Source organism: Modestobacter italicus (assembly GCF_000306785.1).
Taxonomy (GTDB): domain Bacteria; phylum Actinomycetota; class Actinomycetes; order Mycobacteriales; family Geodermatophilaceae; genus Modestobacter; species Modestobacter italicus.
On record NC_017955.1, the window covers coordinates 224700 to 241939 of the forward strand.

18 protein-coding genes are annotated in these 17240 nt (G+C 76.6%); 7 read left to right on the plus strand and 11 right to left on the minus strand.

What is annotated here, in order from left to right; all coding sequences use genetic code 11:
* Positions 1-121 precede the first annotated feature (121 nt).
* The 3 genes from MODMU_RS01120 to MODMU_RS01130 form a co-directional block, all read right to left on the minus strand.
* Positions 122-829 (minus strand): response regulator, encoded by a 708-nt coding sequence (locus MODMU_RS01120; RefSeq protein WP_014738305.1) that lies wholly within the window; start codon positions 827-829, stop codon positions 122-124.
* Entirely contained in the window at positions 826-2025 is a 1200-nt protein-coding gene (locus MODMU_RS01125; RefSeq protein WP_014738306.1) for a sensor histidine kinase, read from the minus strand. The genes MODMU_RS01120 and MODMU_RS01125 overlap by 4 nt, the downstream gene beginning before the upstream one ends.
* 83 nt (positions 2026-2108) lie before the next feature.
* A complete protein-coding gene (locus MODMU_RS01130) occupies positions 2109-2780 on the minus strand; it encodes an HAD-IA family hydrolase (RefSeq protein ID WP_041794833.1) in 672 nt (223 codons plus the stop codon).
* Positions 2781-2819: 39 nt separating this feature from the next.
* Here MODMU_RS01130 and MODMU_RS01135 point away from each other — a divergent pair, with 39 nt between their 5' ends.
* Positions 2820-4061 carry an MFS transporter gene (locus MODMU_RS01135; protein ID WP_014738308.1) on the plus strand — a complete coding sequence of 414 codons (1242 nt, stop codon included), beginning with the start codon at positions 2820-2822 and terminating at the stop codon, positions 4059-4061.
* A gap of 60 nt (positions 4062-4121) precedes the next feature.
* Here MODMU_RS01135 and MODMU_RS28010 read toward each other — a convergent pair whose 3' ends face one another.
* Positions 4122-4577: a universal stress protein gene (locus tag MODMU_RS28010; RefSeq protein WP_014738309.1), complete on the minus strand. Its 456-nt coding sequence runs from the start codon at positions 4575-4577 to the stop codon at positions 4122-4124.
* A gap of 45 nt (positions 4578-4622) precedes the next feature.
* Positions 4623-5921, minus strand: a complete 1299-nt coding sequence (locus MODMU_RS01145; protein WP_014738310.1) for a Rieske (2Fe-2S) protein — start codon at positions 5919-5921, stop codon at positions 4623-4625.
* 163 nt (positions 5922-6084) lie between these two features.
* On the opposite strand from MODMU_RS01145, the gene MODMU_RS01150 reads away from it, so the two are divergent.
* Both MODMU_RS01150 and MODMU_RS01155 read left to right on the plus strand, forming a co-directional pair.
* Complete coding sequence (locus MODMU_RS01150) at positions 6085-6459, plus strand: DUF485 domain-containing protein (protein WP_014738311.1); 375 nt, start codon at positions 6085-6087, stop codon at positions 6457-6459.
* Positions 6452-8089 (plus strand): solute symporter family protein, encoded by a 1638-nt coding sequence (locus MODMU_RS01155; protein ID WP_014738312.1) that lies wholly within the window; start codon positions 6452-6454, stop codon positions 8087-8089. Before MODMU_RS01150 ends, MODMU_RS01155 begins: the two co-directional genes overlap by 8 nt.
* Before the next feature lie 118 nt (positions 8090-8207).
* Here MODMU_RS01155 and MODMU_RS01160 read toward each other — a convergent pair whose 3' ends face one another.
* Both MODMU_RS01160 and MODMU_RS01165 read right to left on the minus strand, forming a co-directional pair.
* Complete coding sequence (locus tag MODMU_RS01160; RefSeq protein ID WP_014738313.1) at positions 8208-8510, minus strand: hypothetical protein; 303 nt, start codon at positions 8508-8510, stop codon at positions 8208-8210.
* 138 nt (positions 8511-8648) lie between these two features.
* Positions 8649-9512, minus strand: a complete 864-nt coding sequence (locus MODMU_RS01165; RefSeq protein WP_014738314.1) for a manganese catalase — start codon at positions 9510-9512, stop codon at positions 8649-8651.
* A gap of 171 nt (positions 9513-9683) precedes the next feature.
* Here MODMU_RS01165 and MODMU_RS01170 point away from each other — a divergent pair, with 171 nt between their 5' ends.
* A complete protein-coding gene (locus MODMU_RS01170; RefSeq protein WP_014738315.1) occupies positions 9684-10601 on the plus strand; it encodes an EamA family transporter in 918 nt (305 codons plus the stop codon).
* A gap of 9 nt (positions 10602-10610) precedes the next feature.
* Here MODMU_RS01170 and MODMU_RS01175 read toward each other — a convergent pair whose 3' ends face one another.
* Entirely contained in the window at positions 10611-11327 is a 717-nt protein-coding gene (locus MODMU_RS01175; protein ID WP_014738316.1) for a sensor histidine kinase, read from the minus strand.
* Positions 11328-11428: 101 nt separating this feature from the next.
* Here MODMU_RS01175 and MODMU_RS01180 point away from each other — a divergent pair, with 101 nt between their 5' ends.
* The 3 genes from MODMU_RS01180 (at position 11429) to MODMU_RS01190 (ending at position 14592) form a co-directional block, all read left to right on the plus strand.
* Positions 11429-12073, plus strand: coding sequence for a response regulator (locus MODMU_RS01180; protein WP_166503354.1), 645 nt, complete (start codon positions 11429-11431; stop codon positions 12071-12073).
* A gap of 198 nt (positions 12074-12271) precedes the next feature.
* On the plus strand, positions 12272-13291 hold the full coding sequence (locus MODMU_RS01185) for a saccharopine dehydrogenase family protein (protein WP_014738318.1): 1020 nt from the start codon (positions 12272-12274) through the stop codon (positions 13289-13291).
* A complete protein-coding gene (locus MODMU_RS01190) occupies positions 13288-14592 on the plus strand; it encodes a glutamate mutase L (RefSeq protein WP_014738319.1) in 1305 nt (434 codons plus the stop codon). Before MODMU_RS01185 ends, MODMU_RS01190 begins: the two co-directional genes overlap by 4 nt.
* Here the strand turns inward: MODMU_RS01190 and MODMU_RS01195 are convergent.
* The 3 genes from MODMU_RS01195 to MODMU_RS01205 are packed head-to-tail and all read right to left on the minus strand — an operon-like array spanning position 14585 to position 17207.
* Positions 14585-15226 (minus strand): pentapeptide repeat-containing protein, encoded by a 642-nt coding sequence (locus MODMU_RS01195; RefSeq protein WP_014738320.1) that lies wholly within the window; start codon positions 15224-15226, stop codon positions 14585-14587. The genes MODMU_RS01190 and MODMU_RS01195 overlap by 8 nt on opposite strands.
* A gap of 5 nt (positions 15227-15231) precedes the next feature.
* On the minus strand, positions 15232-16701 hold the full coding sequence (locus MODMU_RS01200) for a PH domain-containing protein (protein ID WP_014738321.1): 1470 nt from the start codon (positions 16699-16701) through the stop codon (positions 15232-15234).
* Positions 16698-17207, minus strand: coding sequence for a PH domain-containing protein (locus MODMU_RS01205; protein ID WP_014738322.1), 510 nt, complete (start codon positions 17205-17207; stop codon positions 16698-16700). Before MODMU_RS01205 ends, MODMU_RS01200 begins: the two co-directional genes overlap by 4 nt.
* Between the last annotated feature and the right edge of the window lie 33 nt (positions 17208-17240).

Here is a 17240-nt window from a genome sequence, read left to right on the forward strand (position 1 = left end):
ATGACCCAGCGTCATCCCTGGGGCTGACCCCCGCCCTCCCACCTACGCTTTCGCGCGCGAAAGCTCTCCCACCCACGCTTTCGCGCGCGAAAGCGCGGGCTCGGCCTGCGTGAGGTGGGCGTCAGGGGGCGTCGCGGAGGAGGTCGGCGGGGGCGACCAGGCCGGTGCGGTAGGCCAGGACGACGGCCTGCACCCGGTCCCGCGACCCGGTCTTGCCCAGCACCCGGCCGACGTGGGTCTTCACCGTCGCCTCGCTGACGAACAGCCGGGCCGCGATCTCGGTGTTCGAGGCGCCGTAGGCCATCAGCACCAGCACCTCCTTCTCCCGCGGCGTCAGCTCGGCCAGCGCCCGTGGGTCGGCCTGCGCCGTCGTCGTCCCGGCCGAGCCGCGCAGCATCGGGGCCACGTGCTGCAGCAGCCGGCGGGTGGAGCTGGCGGCGATCACCGAGTCGCCGGCGTGCACGGTGCGCACCGCGGCCAGCATCTCCTCCGGCGGGGCGTCCTTGAGCAGGAAGCCGCTGGCCCCGGCGCCGATCGCCGCGACGACGTACTCGTCGAGGTCGAAGGTGGTCAGCACGACGACCCGCGGCGGGTCCGGCAGCGCGGTGACCTGCGCGGTCGCGGCGATGCCGTCGGTGCCGGGCATGCGGACGTCCATCAGCACGACGTCGGCGGCGGTGCCCCGGACCAGGTCGACCGCCGCCGCGCCGTCGCCGGCCTCGCCGACCACGGTGAGGTCGGGCTGGGAGTCGATCACCATCCGGAATCCGGCCCGGACGAGCTGCTGGTCGTCGACGAGGACGACGCGGATCGGGGCGGGGCTGGTCATCGGGGGGAACGGTAGGGCAGCACGGCCTGGACGCCGAAGCCGCCGCCGTGCCGGGGGGCCGCGGTCAGCCGGCCGCCGTGCAGCTCGGCCCGCTCGCGCATGCCCAGCAACCCGTGCCCGGGCGCGGACGGGACCGGTCCGTCCTCCTCCGCGACCGCGGCGGCGGCACCGCGGCCGTCGTCCAGCACGGCGACCTCCAGCGCGTCCGGCCGCCACTGCAGCCGCACCCACGCCCGGCTCGCCGGGCCGGCGTGCTTGAGCACGTTGGTCAGCGACTCCTGCACGATCCGGTAGGCGGCCAGCTGCGGCCCGGCCGGCATCGTCACCGGCGCGCCCTCGACGATCAGGTCGACGTCCAGCCCGCTGGCCTGCACGTCGGCCACCAGCCGGTCGATCGCGGCGACGTCGGGCTGCGGTGCGAACTCCCGGCCGCCGTCCTCGCGCAGCACGCCGAGCAGCGAGCGCATGTCGGTCAGCGCCTGCCGGCCGGTGGCCGAGATCTGCTCGAGCGCCGAGGTCGCCGCCGCCGGGTCGGCCTGCCCGGCGTACCGCCCGCCGTCGGCCTGCGCGATGACCACCGACAGCGAGTGCGCCACGACGTCGTGCATCTCGCGGGCGATCCGCGCCCGCTCCGCCGTGGCGGCCAGCCGCATCTCCTGGTCGCGCTCCAGCTCCAGCAGCCGGGCCCGCTCCTCCAGGCCGGCGACCTGCTGCAGCCGGGCCCGCCGCAGGTCGCCCAGCGCCCATGCGGCGACCACGGTGACGCCGATCGTCCCGGCCATGAACACGAGGGACGCCGGCTCGTAGTACGAGGAGTAGTACCGGAGAGCGGCCAGCCCGGCGGCGACCAGCCCGACCGCCAGCCCGGCGCGGGACGCCCACCGCGGCGCGTAGGCGGCCAGCGAGTAGACCATCACCAGCGCGGCAACGTCGGCCGGCAGGAGCGGCGCGCTGGCCAGCACCAGCTGCAGCAGCCCCAGCAGGACCACGGCGGACGCCGCGGCCACCGGCGCCCGGCGGCGCCAGACCAGCGGGACGCTCAGCAGGAGGCCGAACACCGCGGCGTCGCCCGAGCCGGAGCCCGCGCCCATCACCACGGAGAAGACCAGGAAGAACAGCACCGCCAGGCCGGCGTCCACCGCCAGCGGGTGGTCGCGCAGCCACGCCGACAGGCGCTCGAGCTGCGGGGAGTCCACAGCAGCGACCCTAGGCAGTGGGCCACCGCGCGTCGTCGTCCTGCGGGGGGAGTCGCGGGTCCGCCCCGGGGATGACCCGCGGGTCAGGTCAGCGAGACGGCGATGCCGCCCGGGCCGGCGGTGAACCGGAGGTGCGAGAGGTCGGGGGCGTGCGCGTCGGCGTCCAACTCGTCGTGCGGGTGGGTGTCGCCGACGGCCAGCGTCGTGCAGCCGGCCGCGCGGGCGGAGGCCAGCCCGGCCGGGGCGTCCTCGACCGCCAGGCAGCGGGTCGGGTCGACCCCGAGCCGCTGCGCGCCGAGCAGGAACGGGTCGGGTGCGGGCTTGCCGTGCTCGACGTCGTCGAAGGTGACGATCTCGCGCGGGTGCGGCAGCCGGGAGCCGGCCAGCCGGGCGGCCAGCAGGGTGCGGGTGCACGAGGTCACGATCGCCACCCGGTCCGGCGGCAGCGCGGCGAGCGCCTCGACGGTGCCCGGCAGCAGCTCGATGCCGTCGGCGGCCACCTCGTGCTCCAGGTGCTCGATCCGGGCCAGCGCGTCGGCCACCCGGTCGGCGGTGAGCAGCGCCGGGACGACCTGGGCCGCCGGCCGCCCGCCCAGGTCGGCCAGGTGCGCGGGGTCGACGCCGTGCTCGGTCGCCCAGCGTGCCCAGGCCTGCAGCGAGCCGGCCATCGAGTCGATGAGCGTGCCGTCCATGTCGAAGAGCACGGCGTCGAACGTGCGCCCGGCCAGCGCGTCGAGGTCGATCACAGCGGGCATCGTCCCAGCCGGCTCCGGCGGCCTGGCAGGGTGCCCGGGGTGTCCACGCCCCTCGGCCCGGCGTTCTGGCGGTTGTACGCGGCCAGCGCCGTCTCCAACCTCGCCGACGGGATCAACCTGGTGGCGCTGCCGCTGCTGGCCGCGACCCTGACCCGGGACCCGGTGCTGGTGGCCGGGCTGACGTCGCTGGCGTTCCTGCCCTGGCTGCTGTTCGCGCTGCCGGCGGGGGCCGTCGTCGACCGGGTCGACCGCACCCGGGCGATGGCCGCGGCCAACGTCGTCCGGGCGCTGGTGCTCGGGGCGCTGGCGGTCACCGCGCTGACCGGCACGACCTCGCTCGTCGTCCTCTACGCCGTCGCCTTCACCGTCGGGGTGGCCGAGACCTTCTACGACAGCGCCGCCCGGGCGGTGCTGCCGCAGGTGGTCCGCAAGGAGCAGCTGGACCGCGGCAACGGGCTGCTGACCACCGCGGAGGAGGCGAGCCAGGGCTTCATCGGTGCGCCGCTGGGCTCGGTGCTGTTCGCGCTGGCCGTCGCCGCGCCGCTGCTCACCACGGCCGGCGGCTTCCTGCTCGCCGCCGTGCTCGTCGTCGGCGTCGCCGGTGCGCACCGGCCGGTCCGGCGCGACGGCCCGCGGACGACGATCCGCCGGGACGTCGCCGAGGGCGTCGGCTGGCTGTGGCGGCACCGGTTCCTGCGCGGTCTGACGCTGGTGTCGGCGAGCACCTCGTCCACCCACTCGATGACCACCGGCGTGCTGGTGCTCTACGCCCTGGACACCCTGCGGATCGGCGAGGCCGGGTACGGGTTGCTGCTCACCGCCGCCGGCGTCGGCGCGGTGGTCGGCGGGCTCACCGCCGCTCCGCTGGCCCGGGCGGTCGGCCGGACCGCCACGCTGGTCGCCGGGTCGGTGCTCGCCGCCGGCACCCTCGGGGCGCTAGCGTTCACCGACGACGGCCGGGTCGCCGGCGCCCTGTTCGCGGCCGGGACGGCGGGGGTGCTGTTCTGGAACGTGCTCACCATGTCGCTGCGCCAGGCGCTGATCCCCGAGGAGCTGTTCGGCCGGGTGCAGGGCGGCTACCGGACGCTGGTGTGGGGCGGCATCCCGCTGGGCGCGCTGGTCGGCGGGCTGCTGGCCGACGCGACCAGCGTGCCGGCGGTCTTCGCGGTCGCCGGGGCCGCGCAGCTGGTCCTGGCCGGGGTGCTCTGGCGGCTGCTCGCCGTCCACCGGGACCTGGTCGCCGGCGCGTTCAGGACCGAGCAGCCCTCGAGTGGCAGCTGAGCGTGGTGGGGTCGACTGCGGGTCCACGCTGAGCTGACACTCGACGAGCCCCCGCTCGGCCTACGGGACGACGGTCACCGGCCAGTGGCCCATCCGGACCAGCCGGACCGCGACCGAGCCGATCACCCGGTGCCCGGCCTGCTCCGAGGCGCCCACCAGGACGGCGTCGGCGGGCAGGGCGTCGGCGATCCGGGAGATCTCGGCCACCGGGTCGCCGTGCAGCGTGCGGTAGTCGACCTCGATGCCCAGCTGCTCGGCGGCCGACAGGATCTCCCGGCGCAGCTCGGCGGCCACCTCGGCGGCGGCCTCCCGGACGACGGCCTGCGCGGCGGGCACCCAGCCGGCCATCGGCGGAGCCGCCTCGGTGACGTGCACCGCCACCAGCCGCGAGCGCTGCCGGCGGGCGAGGCCGGCGGCGTAGGCGGCGGCCCGCAGCGAGGTGGGCGACCCGTCGACCCCGACGAGGATGACGCGGGGGCCGTCGGTGCCCCGCTCGAACGCTCCCGGTGCGGTCACGGCCCGATCGTCCTCCGGTCCGCCGGATGCCCGGAGGTCGAGGGGTCAGGCCGAGGCGCGCCGCTCCAGGTCGGCCGCCCGGTCGGCCACGGCGGCGTCGGCGGCGAGGTCGGCCAGCGCTCGGCGCAGGGCGACGCCGAGCCGGTCGGCCCGGACGTGCAGCTCGTCGCGCAGCTGCAGCGGCAGGCCGGCGCCGTCCGCCGTCGCCTGCCGGGCGAGCTCCTCGGCGAGCAGCGCCTCCTGGGACGCCACCTCGGCCGCGACGACGTCCGCCGGGACCCCCGCCGCGCCGCCGGCGCCCTGCAGCAGCAGGCAGGTGTGCACCCGGGTCGAGTCGGGGTCCTCGGGCTGCAGCAGGCGCAGGACCGTCCGGACCGCACCGCCGGCCAGCTCCTCCACCCGGAGCAGCTGGAAGGGGGCCCGGTAGCGGAGGGTGACCCGCCGGCCGTCCTGCTCCAGGACGCTGCTGAAGCCGCCCGGCTCGGGCGTCACCTCGTACGCCGGCACCTCCTGCCGGAGCGGCCGGCCGGTGCGCGAGACGTCCAGGAAGGCGTCGGCCAGCAGGCCCGCCGGGGCGGTGCTGCGCGCCGGGGCCAGCCACACCGCGGTGGCCCGGCCGTCGCCGGCCGCGGGGACCTCCAGCGGCTCCTCCCGCGGCTCGGCGGGGGCGATCCACACCAGGCCGAGCCGTTCCACGACGCCCCAGGCCGGCGGGTCGGCGTCCAGCACGCCGTCGCGGCGGTGCACGGTCCACGTCCGGCCGAGCAGCCGCACCTGGACGTAGCCGCCCTCGACCAGCTCACCGGCGGACGCGACCGGGTGCCAGGCGTGCTCCAGCGCCGGGTCGAGGTTGCCGAACACCGGTCCGTCCGGGGCCGGCGGTGCGGGCACCGGCTCGGGGGCCGGCGTGCGGCCACCGAGCCGCGGCGGGCGGGCGACCGGGGTCCGCTCCGGGGCCAGCCACACCCAGCCGTCCCGCTCCTCCACCGCCCACGGGGCCGAGAGGTCGGCGCGCGGCGGCGGGGTGCCGTCCGGCCCGAGGGAGGGGATCTCCACGCAGCGGCCCTCCGCGTTGAACTGCCAGCCGTGGTGCGGGCACTCCAGCCGGCCGTCGACGACGGTGGCGGTGGCCAGTGGCACCAGCCGGTGCGGGCAGCGGGCCGACAGCGCGGTCACCTCCGCACCGGGCCGCAGCCGGACGACGACGTAGGCCCGGCCCGCGGCGCCCACCGGCACCGGCGTCGTCCGCACCTCGGCCGAGCGGGCCACCGGGTACCAGCCGGTCGACGACCCGGCCTCGGCCAGGACGCGGGGGGCGCTGCTGCGGGGCCAGGAGGTCGCCATGGACCCATGGCACCAGCCCGGTGTTGCCCCGGCGTTGCACCGCGGTGGAGGTCCGGCGTCGTCCGACCTGCATAACCATCGGGTTGCATCCCCTCCCCATGAGATCGGGCGCACCTTATGGTGACCGCGATCACCACTCAGGCCACGCACAGTGAGGCGAGCGATGACCCCACCGACCGAACGCAAGCTGCTGACCCCGGAGGAGTACCGCCAGGCGCAGGACTCCCCGGAGTTCACCGAGCTGCGCCGCCGCTTCCGCAGCTTCGCCGTGCCCATGACCGTGGCCTTCCTCGCCTGGTACCTGCTCTACGTGCTGCTCTCGACCTACGCACCCGACTTCATGGCCACCGAGGTGTTCGGCAACGTGAACATCGGGCTGCTGCTGGGGCTGGGGCAGTTCGTGTCGACGTTCCTGATCACCTCGCTGTACGTCCGGCACGCCGGGCGCAGCACCGACCCGATCGCCGACGAGATGCGCAACCGGCTCGAGGCGCACGAGTACGCCTCCCCCCGCCGCGAGGAGCCCACCCGTGGTTGACCTGATCGCGGCCGAGGCCGAGACCATCGGCGAGCCGGCCGTCAACATCTCGATCTTCGGCGTCTTCGTGCTGATCACGCTGGTCATCACCTTCCGGGCCAGCCGCACCAACAAGAGCGCCGCGGACTTCTACGCCGCCGGCCGCAACATCAGCGGCACCCAGAACGGCCTGGCCATCGCCGGTGACTACCTGTCGGCCGCCTCGTTCCTCGGCATCGCCGGGGCGATCGCCGTCTACGGCTACGACGGCTTCCTGTACTCGATCGGCTTCCTGGTCGCCTGGCTGGTGGCGCTGCTGCTGGTCGCCGAGCTGATGCGCAACACGGCCCGGTTCACCATGGCCGACGTGCTGGCCTTCCGGATGCGGCAGGGCCCGGTGCGCACCGCGGCGGCGATCTCCACGCTGGTGGTCAGCCTCTTCTACCTGCTCGCCCAGATGGCCGGGGCCGGTGGGCTGGTGACCCTGCTGCTCGGGGTCAGCGGCGAGGCGGCGCAGGCCCTCGTCGTGGTGGTCGTCGGCGCGCTGATGATCTTCTACGTGCTGGTCGGCGGCATGCGCGGCACCACCTACGTGCAGGTCATCAAGGCGACGCTGCTCATCGCCGGCGCCTTCGTGATGACCGTCTGGGTGCTCGGCAAGTACGGGTTCAGCCTGTCCGCGCTGATCGGCGGGGCGATCGAGTCCGGCGGTCAGGCGGTCGCCGAGCCCGGCGCCCAGTACGGCCTGACCGACGTCACCAAGCTGGACTTCATCAGCCTCGGCCTCGCCCTGGTGCTCGGCACCGCGGGCCTGCCGCACGTGCTGATGCGCTTCTACACCGTGCCGACGGCCAAGGACGCCCGTCGCTCGGTGGTCTGGGCGATCTGGCTGATCGGCATCTTCTACCTCTTCAGCCTGGTCATCGGCTACGGCGCCGGTGCGCTGGTCGGCAAGGAGGAGATCCTGGCCGCGCCGGGCGCGGTGAACGCCGCCGCGCCGCTGCTGGCCTTCGAGCTGGGCGGCACCGCGCTGCTCGGGATCATCTCCGGCGTCGCCTTCGCCACCATCCTGGCCGTCGTCGCCGGCCTGACGATCACCGCGTCGGCCTCCTTCGCGCACGACGTCTACGCCTCGGTGATCAAGAAGGGCAACGCCGCACCGGGGTCGGAGGTCAAGGTCGCCCGGATCGCCGCCATCGTCATCGGCGCGGTCGCCATCGGCCTGGGCATCCTGGCGCTGCAGGCCGGGCTGAACATCGCCTTCCTGGTGGCGCTGGCCTTCGCCGTCGCGGCCTCGGCGAACCTGCCGACGATCCTCTACACGCTCTTCTGGAAGAACTTCACCACCCAGGGCGCGCTGTGGTCGATCTACGGCGGGCTCATCGCCTGCGTCACGCTGATCGTCTTCTCCCCGGTCGTCTCCGGGGCGCCGGTCAACCCGGCCACCGGGAAGAGCACGTCGCTCCTCCAGGACGTCGACTTCTCCTGGTTCCCGCTGAACAACCCGGGCCTGGTGTCGATCCCGCTGTCGTTCTTCCTCGGCTGGCTCGGCACCAAGCTGTCCAAGGACCGCCCGGACGTCGACAAGTACGCCGAGCTCGAGGTCCGCTCGCTCACCGGGATCGGCGCGGAGAAGGCCGTCCCGCACTGACGAAACACCTCGTCCTCCTCATCCCTCGCACGCTCGGGACGAGCCTCTGGACGAGGCCGGGCAGAGCCCTGCAACGCAGCCAGGCGCGTCCCCGACGGGGGGCGCGCCTGGTGGCGTTTCACGCCGCGGTGGCGGGGGCCTCCGCGGGGAGGACGGCGATCGAGTCGACCGTGGCGGTGCTCGCGGCGAGCGCCCCGGCGGTCGTCCGGCGGCGGCGGACGACGGTGCGGGCGACGAGGCCGGCCAGCACGGCGCAGCCGGCCACCGCGTGCTGGCCGGGAGCGGTCAGGGCGACGGCGAGCGCGGCGGCGTAGACCACCGACAGCAGCACGGTGGCGACCGGCAGCCCGCCGGGCAGGGCCGGGACGCGCAGCGCGGGCAGGTGCAGGTGCGGGGTGTGCGAGGGGACGGGCACGGACACGGCAGGACCTCCGGTGTGACGGTTCAGGGCGCCCGCCGGGCCGGCGTCCCAGGCCCGCTCGGGGGAGCGGAGCCGGGGCGCCGGCACGGCGACGGCGCTGCGGAGTGCCTCAGGCGTGCGGACGCCGGAGGCGGCACCTCACTTGAGGGCGTCCTTGGCCTTCTGGAGCAGGCCGGTCATCGGCGCCGGGGGCGTGCCGTACAGGCGCGGGTCGCCCGGCGGCAGGATCGGGGCGTCGGCGGTGGCGGCGATCGGGGCGGCCCGGAGCACGTTGTCCGTGCCGTCGAGCGCGGGGCCGTTGGCCCAGCGGCCGTTGGCCGCCTCGGGGCCGTCGGAGGCGTCGATGAAGGTGTAGGCGAACTCCGGCAGCTCCTCGTCCAGCGGGAACGCCTCGGGCACCGGGATGCCGTCCAGCCCGTCGGCCTTCAGCTCCTCCATCGCGGCCAGCCACTGCTGCTGGTGCATGTGGTCGCGGGTGAGCAGGAAGCGGAGGAGGTCCTTCACGCCCGGGTCGTCGGTCATGTTCCACAGCCGGGCGACCTGCAGGCGGCCCTGCATCTCGGCGGTGGCGTTGTAGGAGAAGTCCGCGTACAGGTTCCCGCTGGCGGTCACGTACGCACCGGTCCAGGGGTTGCCCATGCTGTCCATGTAGCTGGCCCCGCCACCGTTGGCGATGGCGTGCTGCGGGTTGTGCTGCCCGTAGCCGGCCGCCGCCTCCTTGGTGCGGTCCGCGGCGTCGGGCTTGAGCGGCACGTGGTCGAGCAGCCGGTCGATGCAGGTCACGATCATCTCGACGTGGGCCAGCTCCTCGGTGCCGATGGCCAGGAGCATGTCCTTGTACTTGCCGGGCAGCCGGCAGTTCCAGCCCTGCAGCAGGTACTGGGTGGCGACGGTCATCTCGCCCCACTGACCGCCCAGGACCTCCTGCATCTTGCGGGCGAAGTCCGGGTCGGGGCCGTCGGGCTTGGCCTCGAACTGCAGGGCGTGGGTGTGCGTGAACACGGGCGTTCTCCCTCGGCGTCGTCGGTGTCGCCGCGCTCGCGGTGACACCTCCCAGATGCCCTGCCCCGCTGTCACCCCCGTGCCGTCCGGTGGCCCCTCGGGGCCGACCTGCGCGGCCCGCTGCCCGGGACGCGCTGGACGCACCGCGCGGGAGCAGGCGATGCTCTCGGCGTGCCCGCCCCCGACGCCGTGACCACCGGCCGGCCCGGGGCCACCCGACCGGTGCGCTCCGGACCGGCGGTGCTCATGGTGCTGGGCTCGTGCGTCTCGCTGCAGGTGGGCGCCGCGCTGGCCGCGCAGCTCTTCGACACCAGCGGGCCGGCCGGCACCACGCTGCTCCGGCTCGGCGTGGCCGCGCTGGTGCTGCTGGCCCTGGCCCGGCCGCGGCTTCGGTCGTGGAGCCGGCCGCAGTGGCGGGCGGTGGCGCTGTTCGGCGGGTCGCTGGCCGGGATGAACGGCTCCTTCTACGCCTCGATCGACCGCATCCCGCTGGGCACCGCCGTGACCATCGAGTTCCTCGGCCCGCTGGTGCTCGCTGCGACCCAGTCCCGGCGGCTGCGCGACCTCGGCTGGGTGCTGCTGGCGGGGATCGGCGTGGCCCTCTTCGGACTCGGCGACGGGACCGGCCCGGGCCTGGACCGCCTCGGCGTGCTGTTCGCCCTGTCCGCCGCGGTGTTCTGGGCGCTGTACATCCTGGCCAGCTCCCGGGTCGGCGCGCTGGTCCCCGGGCAGGGCGGGCTGGCGGTCGCGATGGCCGTGGGCGCGCTCGTGCTCGCCCCCCTCGGCGCGCACGGTGCCGCGCAGGCGCTCCCGGACCCGCACCTGCTGCTGCTGGTCGGCGGGACGGCGCTGCTCGCGTCGGTGGTGCCCTACACGCTGGAGTTCGCCGCGCTGCGGCGGCTGCCGGAACGGGTGTTCGGCGTGCTGCTCAGCCTGGAACCCGCGGTCGCCACCCTCGCCGGCTGGCTGCTGCTCGGCCAGGGGACCACCGCCCTCGGTCTCGTGGCCGTGGCCGTGGTCGTGTCCGCCAGCGTCGGCTCGACGCTGACCGCCCGGCCCACCCCGCAGGCGGTCGCCGCCGCTCCCTGAGCTCCGTGCTCACCGGTCCGGCAGGCGGACGGTGAGCGTGAACGCCCCGTCCTCGGCCAGGGACCACAGCAGCCGCCCGCCCAGCTCGCGGGTCTGCCGCTGCACCGACCACAGCCCCAGGCCGTCGAGGTCGACCGGCGGCGTCTCCTGGCTGAGCCGGCTGACCACCGCGTCCGCCGGCACCCCGGCCTGGGTCACCGCCAGGTGCACCCACGCCCCGCGGCGCTCGGCGCGCAACCGCACCGGTCTGCCCTCCCCGTGCCGGTGGGCGTTCTCCAGCAGGTTGGTGAGCACGCGCTGCACCCGGGCGTCGGCCACCTGCACCTGGTCGGCGTCCTCCGCCAGCTGCACGGTCAGCTGCTGCCGCGGCAGCCCGGAGGCGGCGGCCGAGGCCCGCAGGACGTCGACCAGCGGACGGGTGCCGCGCCGCGCCGGCGCCCCGCCGGTGGCGTCGGCGGTGCGCAGCATGGAGGAGAGGTGCTGGGCCTGGGCGCGGGCCAGCTCGAGCAGCTCGGGCTCCCCGGCGGCGCCGTGGTCCAGCCGGTCCAGCACCGACTCCAGGGCGGCGAGCGGGCTGCGCATGTCGTGGCACATCGCCCGGACCAGCGCGTCCTCCGGGGTCACCGCCGGGGCGGCAGGGCGGGTCAGGCGGCTGCGCACGGCGCGCAGCAGGCCGGCGAGGACGCCGGGCAGGGCGGCGGGGCGTGTGTCAGCGGCGAGGGTCACGGGCACCTCCGGGTTGCGCGTCGGTCAGCAACGCCGGAGCGCAGCGGGACCTGGGGAGTGACGTGGAGGGCATCGACGCCGGGGCTGGGCACCGGCCCCCCGTGGACGTGGTGGTCATCGACGACCACCCGTTGTTCAGCCGGGGTCTGGCGCTGCTGCTGCCCCCGGAGAGCGGTGGCCGGGTGCGCGTGGTGGGCACCACCGAGGACGCCTCGGCCGGGGCGGCCCTGGTCCGCCGGCACAACGCCGACGTCGCGATCGTCGACCTGCACATGCCGCCGCCCGGCGGGACCCGGGCGATCGCGGCGATCCGCCGGGCCGAGCCGATGGTGCGGGTCGTGGCGCTGTCCGGCCTGGCCGAGGCCGACGCCGCGCTGGAGGCGCTGCGCGCCGGTGCCAGCGCCTTCCTGCCCAAGACGACGTCCCCGGAGGCGCTGGTCCGCCCGCTGCTCGCCGTGCTCGACGGCTGGTCGGTGGTCCCGGAGCAGCTGCTGCGCCAGCTGCTCGACGACGCGGCACCCAGCGCCGACCAGGGCATCGCGGCCCGGTTGACCGCCGACGACCGGCGGCTCTGGCGGCTGGTGGCCGCCGGCACCAGCACCGTCGACATCGCCACGACGCTGCACGTCTCCGAGCGCACCGTGAAGCGGCTGGTGGCCAACCTGCTGCGCCAGCTCAAGGTCTCGACCCGGGTGGAGGCGGCCGCGCTCGCCGGCCGGGCCGGCCTCGAGGGCACGGCGAACTGAGCGGGCGGCGGACCGGCGACCTCGGTGCATCCCGCGCGACCTACCCTGCCCGGCGGCGGGCACTCCCGGACCCCGGAGTTCCGTTGCGTTCGGCGTGGCTAGGGTCCGCGCATGGCCGCACGCATCGTCCTGCTCGGCGCCACCGGCCACACCGGGGGCGCGACGGCCCGGGCGCTCGCCGACCGGGCCTCTTAGGGGGTGCTCGCCGGCCGCGACCCCGGCCGGCTCGACCCCCTGGCCGCCCGGCTCGGCGGGGCCGCCGGCCCGCTGGAGACGACCACCGTCGACGTCACCGACCCCGCGTCGGTGCGCTCCCTGGTCGGCCGCGGGGACGTGCTGGTGACGACCGTCGGCCCGTTCCTGCGGCTGGGCGAGCCCGCGGTCGCGGCGGCCGCCGACGCCGGCGCGGTCTACCTGGACTCCACCGGCGAGCCGCCGTTCCTCCGCCGCGTGTTCGAGGAGTTCGGTCCGCGCGCGGAGCGCAGCGGCGCGGTGCTGCTGCCCGCGTTCGGCCACGACTACGTGCCCGGCGCGCTGGCCGGGGCCCTGGCGCTGGCCGAGGCGGGGGAGCGCGCCCACCGGGTCGACGTCGGGTACACCCTGGACGGCGTCCGCGGCCAGGGCTTCTCCCGCGGCACCCTGGTCTCGCTGCTCGGCGTCCTGCTCGAGCCCGGGTTCGCCTGGCACGGCGGCCGGCTGGTCACCGAACCGGCCGGCGCCCGGGCGTGGCGCTTCGACGTCGCCGGGCGGACCCGTCGCGGGCTGTCGGTCGGCGGCTCGGAGCACCTGACCCTGCCCGGGCTCGCGCCGACGCTGCAGGAGGTGGGCGTGCACCTGGACTGGTTCGGGCCGGCCACCGCCGTCGCCCACCGGCTCGCCCCGGTCACGCCCTGGCTGGCCCGGGTGCCGGGCGCCCCGGCCGGGATGACCCGGCTCGCCGACCTCGTCGGCCGGCGCGTCGCGGAGGCGCCCACCACCGGCGGCGGCACCCGCACGCACGTCGTCGCCGAGGTGCGGGACGCCGACGGGCACCGGGTCTCCCGGGTGGTCCTCGCCGGCCCCGACCCGTACGCGATGACCGCGGACCTGCTGGCCGGGGGCGCGGTGCGGGCGGCGGCCGGGCAGCTCACCGGCACCGGCGCGCTGGGCCCGGTGCAGGCGTTCGGCGTCGCGGGGCTGACCGACCTGGCGGCGTCCGCCGGGCTCCTCCGGGCATGACCGACCGGGTCGCCTGCGTCGACATCGGCTCGACCTGGACGAAGGCGGCGCTGGTCGAGCTGCCCGGCGGCCGGCTGCTCGGGACCCGGCAGGCGCCCACCACGCACGACGACGTCGTGGCCGGGGTGCTGGCCGCGACCGCGGGCTGGGACGCCCCGGTCCGTGCCTGCTCCTCGGCCGGCGGCGGGCTCCGGCTCGCGGTGGTCGGCTACGAGGAGCTGATCAGCGCCGAGGCCGGGCACCGGGCGGCGCTCTCCGCGGGCGCGCGGGTGGTGCACGTCGCCGCCGGCCGGCTGGACGCCGGGGCGCTGCAGGAGCTCGCCGACGCCGCGCCCGACGTCGTCCTGCTGGTCGGCGGCACGGACGGCGGCGAGGCCGGCGTGCTGCGGCACAACGCCGGCATCCTGGCTTCTGCGGCCCCGCTGCAGGGGCCCGGTGCGAGCATGCGAGTGCCGGGGGGCAGTGGGGTCCTTCGTCGGGCCGTCCCGGTCGTGCTGGCCGGCAACGCCGCCGTCCGGGACGAGGTCCACGCCGTGCTGGCCGCGGCCGGGGTGCCGGTCACCGCGGCGGACAACGTGCTGCCCGACATCGGCCGGCTGGCCCCGGAGTCGGCGCGGGCGGCCATCCGGGAGGTGTTCCTCCGGCACGTGATCGGCGGGGACCGGCTCTCCACCGACCCGCGGCTGCGGCAGTGGGTGCGGGCGGTGACCCCGGACGCCGTGCTGGACGGCGTCGCGGCGCTGGCCGGCCTGCGGGCCGGGGCCGACGTGCCCGGCGTCCTGGTGCTGGACGTCGGCGGCACCACCACCGACGTGCACTGCGTGCCGGTCGCCGACGCCGAGCAGTCCGCGCTGCAGCGCTCCGCCGTCGGCGTCCCGGCCCGCCGGCGCACGGTCGAGGGCGACCTCGGGGTGCAGTCCAGCGCGGACGCGCTGCGGGCCGCGGCCGCCGCCGAGGGCCTGCCCGCACCCGGCGGGGACGCGCTGGCGCTGGGCGAGGCGGCGGCGGTCGTGGCGCTGCGCCGGCACCTGCGCAGCGAGGCCGCGTACGGGCCGGGCGGTGCGAGCGCCCGCGGGGTCGGCCTGGTGGTGCTCTCCGGCGGGGTGTTCCGGCACGCGGACCCGGGCGCGGTGCAGGCGGTGGTGGACCGGGTCGCGGCGGACCGCGGGGGAGCGGGGGGCGTGCTGGCCGGCACCGAGGTCGTCGTCGACCGCCGCTACGTGCTCGCCGCCGCCGGGCTGCTCGCCACCGACGCCCCGGCCGCGGCGGCCGGCCTGCTCGGGGAGCTGCTGGTCAGCTGACCCGGATGCCCAGCTCGGCGGCCATGCCGGCGGACCAGCCGGCGAGCTGCGCGGTGCTGATCGTGCAGCCGCGCAGGTCGGCGACGCCGGTCAGCCGGGCCACCTCGGCGCCGCGCAGGTCGACGGCCCGGTTCCGGGTGCCGGTGAGGACCAGGGAGCCGACCGTGCAGCCGACCAGCCGGACGTCGCGCAGGTCGGCGCCGCTGCAGTCGAGCTCGCCCACCGTGCACCCGGTGAGCGTGACGTCGACCAGCGCCGCGCCGCGCAGGTCCAGGAAGTCGACCTTGACGCCGTCCAGCCCCACCCGGGTCAGCTGGGCGCCGTGCGCGGTCAGCGCGCCGAACCGGCCGCCGACGGCCACCACGTCCAGCAGCGTGGCGTCGACCAGCGACCAGGCCGCGGAGCGCAGGTCGGTGAGCAGGCAGCCGGCCAACCGCGCGCGGTCGAAGGCGACGCCGGCGAGGTCGCAGTCGGTGAGCTCGCACTCCAGGAACCGGGCGCCGGTCGCGTCCCCGCGCAGCTCCAGCCCCGCGAAGCGCAGCCCGTCGGCGGTCCCGGCGCCGGTGAGCTCCGGCCCGGGGGCCTCGGTGGGCTCGGGCAGCAGCGCGCGCAGGCCCGCCTCGTCGATCGGCACGGCGGTCAGCCGGCCAGCGCGGAGGCCCAGGAGCCCGACGCGGCCCGGGTGAAGCCGGCGACCTCCGGTGCGGCCATGTCGACGGCGGAGTAGCCGCCCTGCCCGGCACCCACGCAGGCCTGCACGGTGGCCAGCCCCGCCCGCCGCTGGACCACGGTCTGCCGCACCTCCCAGCCGACCACCGCCCGCCGCTGCAGCACCACGTGCTCCCGGACCAGCCAGCCGGAGCGCACCGCGAACGACGTGGGGCCGGTGGCGTGCCCCAGCGCGGCGTACCGGGCCAGGCCGAGCGGCACGCCGAGCGCGGTGAGCACCGCGCCGGCGACCAGCAGCGGCCACCAGCCGGCGGTCACGGTGAGCACGGCCCCGGCGACCAGGACGACGGCGCCGGGCGCGACCGCCCGGCCCAGCCGCCGGCGGCGGGCCGCCGCGGGGTGGCGCTGCAGCGACCCCGGCGAGGGCACCAGCAGGTCGGTGAGCTGCCAGGCGTCCTCCTGCGGGCCCAGCGGCAGCAGCTGGCCCCGCCGGGCGGCGTCACCCAGCCCGGTCACCAGGGCCGTCGCGCGCGCCGCGCCGACCAGCCGCATGCCCAGCCCCTCGCTGACCGCGCAGCCGCGGATCCGGTCGACCTCCAGGTCGGTGTGCCGGCGGGTGAACAGCCCGCGCTCGGCGATCAGCGAGCCGCCGCGGAGCACCAGCCGGAACCGCCAGTTCACGACCGCGCTGCCCAGCACGGCCCCGAGGGCGAGCAGCACGAGCGCACCACCGACGACGGCGACGACGAGCCAGCCGTCGGGGAGGTCCGGGGAGCCGACGAGCTGCCCCGGCCGGGGCACGTACCGGTCCGGGACCTCGTCCAGCAGCCGGAACAGCGCGCCGACCGCGGCCAGGGGGAGCACCAGGTAGCTGCCGACCAGCGGGGAGTACAGCAGCCACCGGTTGCGGAACCGGTGCAGCTCCTCCTCGACGGGCTCCGGCGCGGAGTGCCGCCCGGCCGCCTCGGCCGCCACCACCGCGCGCCGGGAGAGGAGCTGCCCGCGCAGCCGGTCGCCCTCGGTGCGCAGGACGCCGTCGATGACGAGCTCCTCGTCGTTGCCCGCGACCGACCCGGCCGCGGCGTCGATCCGGACCCGCACCAGGCCGAACAGCCGGTGCACGGGCGGCGCCTCGACCTCCACCCCGCGGATCCGGTCGTTGGGCACGGTGCGGACCGAGCGGGACACCAGGCCCCGGGTGAGGACGACGGCGGTGTCCCCGGCGAGGTAGCTGGTCCGCCACCAGGCCAGCGCCGCCCACAGCAGCGACAGCGCGGTGACCCCCACGACCAGCGCCACCACGGTGACCGGGCTGCCCTGCATCCCCCGGCCGGCGATGACGGCGAGCGCCACCGGCACCAGCGAGCGGGCCTGCCGGAAGGTGAGGGTGTGCACCAGCAGGACCCGCGGCGAGGTCCGGCGCGCGGTCGGCCGGGTCACGTCGCCTCGTCCCGGACCTTCTCGGCCCGTCGCGCCACGTGGTCGGCGACGTGCCGGGCGGTGTCGACGTCCAGGTGCGGGATCCGCACGGTGCCCTGCGAGGACGCGGTGAGAACGGCCACGGTGGCCAGCCCGAACAGCTGCTGCAGGAGGCCGCGGGTCACGTCGACGGTCTGCACCCGCGAGATCGGCACCAGCGTCCAGGTGCGGGTCAGCCACCCGGTGAGGGTGTAGATCGCCTCGCCGGTGACCTCCCAGCGGTGCACCCGGAACCGCAGCCGGGGCCGGACGGCGAGGGCGAGCACCGCGTAGACCAGCACGAGCACGGCGCCGGCCCACCGCGCCGGGGCGACCGCCCAGCCGGCGTCCAACGGCACGAGCAGCCAGAAGGCGGCGACCAGCAGGCCGTAGCAGAGCGTGCCGACGGCACCCTGCGCCACCCACAGGGCGATCGCGTTGCGGGAGAGGGACCAGACCGGTTCGCGGACCGGCGTGGGGGCGGACATCGCGACCATCCTGTCAGCGCGAGGGCCGCCGCG

Coding starts and splice junctions, on each gene's coding strand:
- MODMU_RS01190 (WP_014738319.1), top strand. CDS start 13,288: ATGACCGACCGGGTCGCCTGCGTCGACATCGGCTCGACCTGGACGAAG.
- MODMU_RS01205 (WP_014738322.1), bottom strand. CDS start 17,207: ATGTCCGCCCCCACGCCGGTCCGCGAACCGGTCTGGTCCCTCTCCCGC.
- MODMU_RS01130 (WP_041794833.1), bottom strand. CDS start 2,780: ATGCCCGCTGTGATCGACCTCGACGCGCTGGCCGGGCGCACGTTCGAC.
- MODMU_RS01120 (WP_014738305.1), bottom strand. CDS start 829: ATGACCAGCCCCGCCCCGATCCGCGTCGTCCTCGTCGACGACCAGCAG.
- MODMU_RS01145 (WP_014738310.1), bottom strand. CDS start 5,921: ATGGCGACCTCCTGGCCCCGCAGCAGCGCCCCCCGCGTCCTGGCCGAG.
- MODMU_RS01150 (WP_014738311.1), top strand. CDS start 6,085: ATGACCCCACCGACCGAACGCAAGCTGCTGACCCCGGAGGAGTACCGC.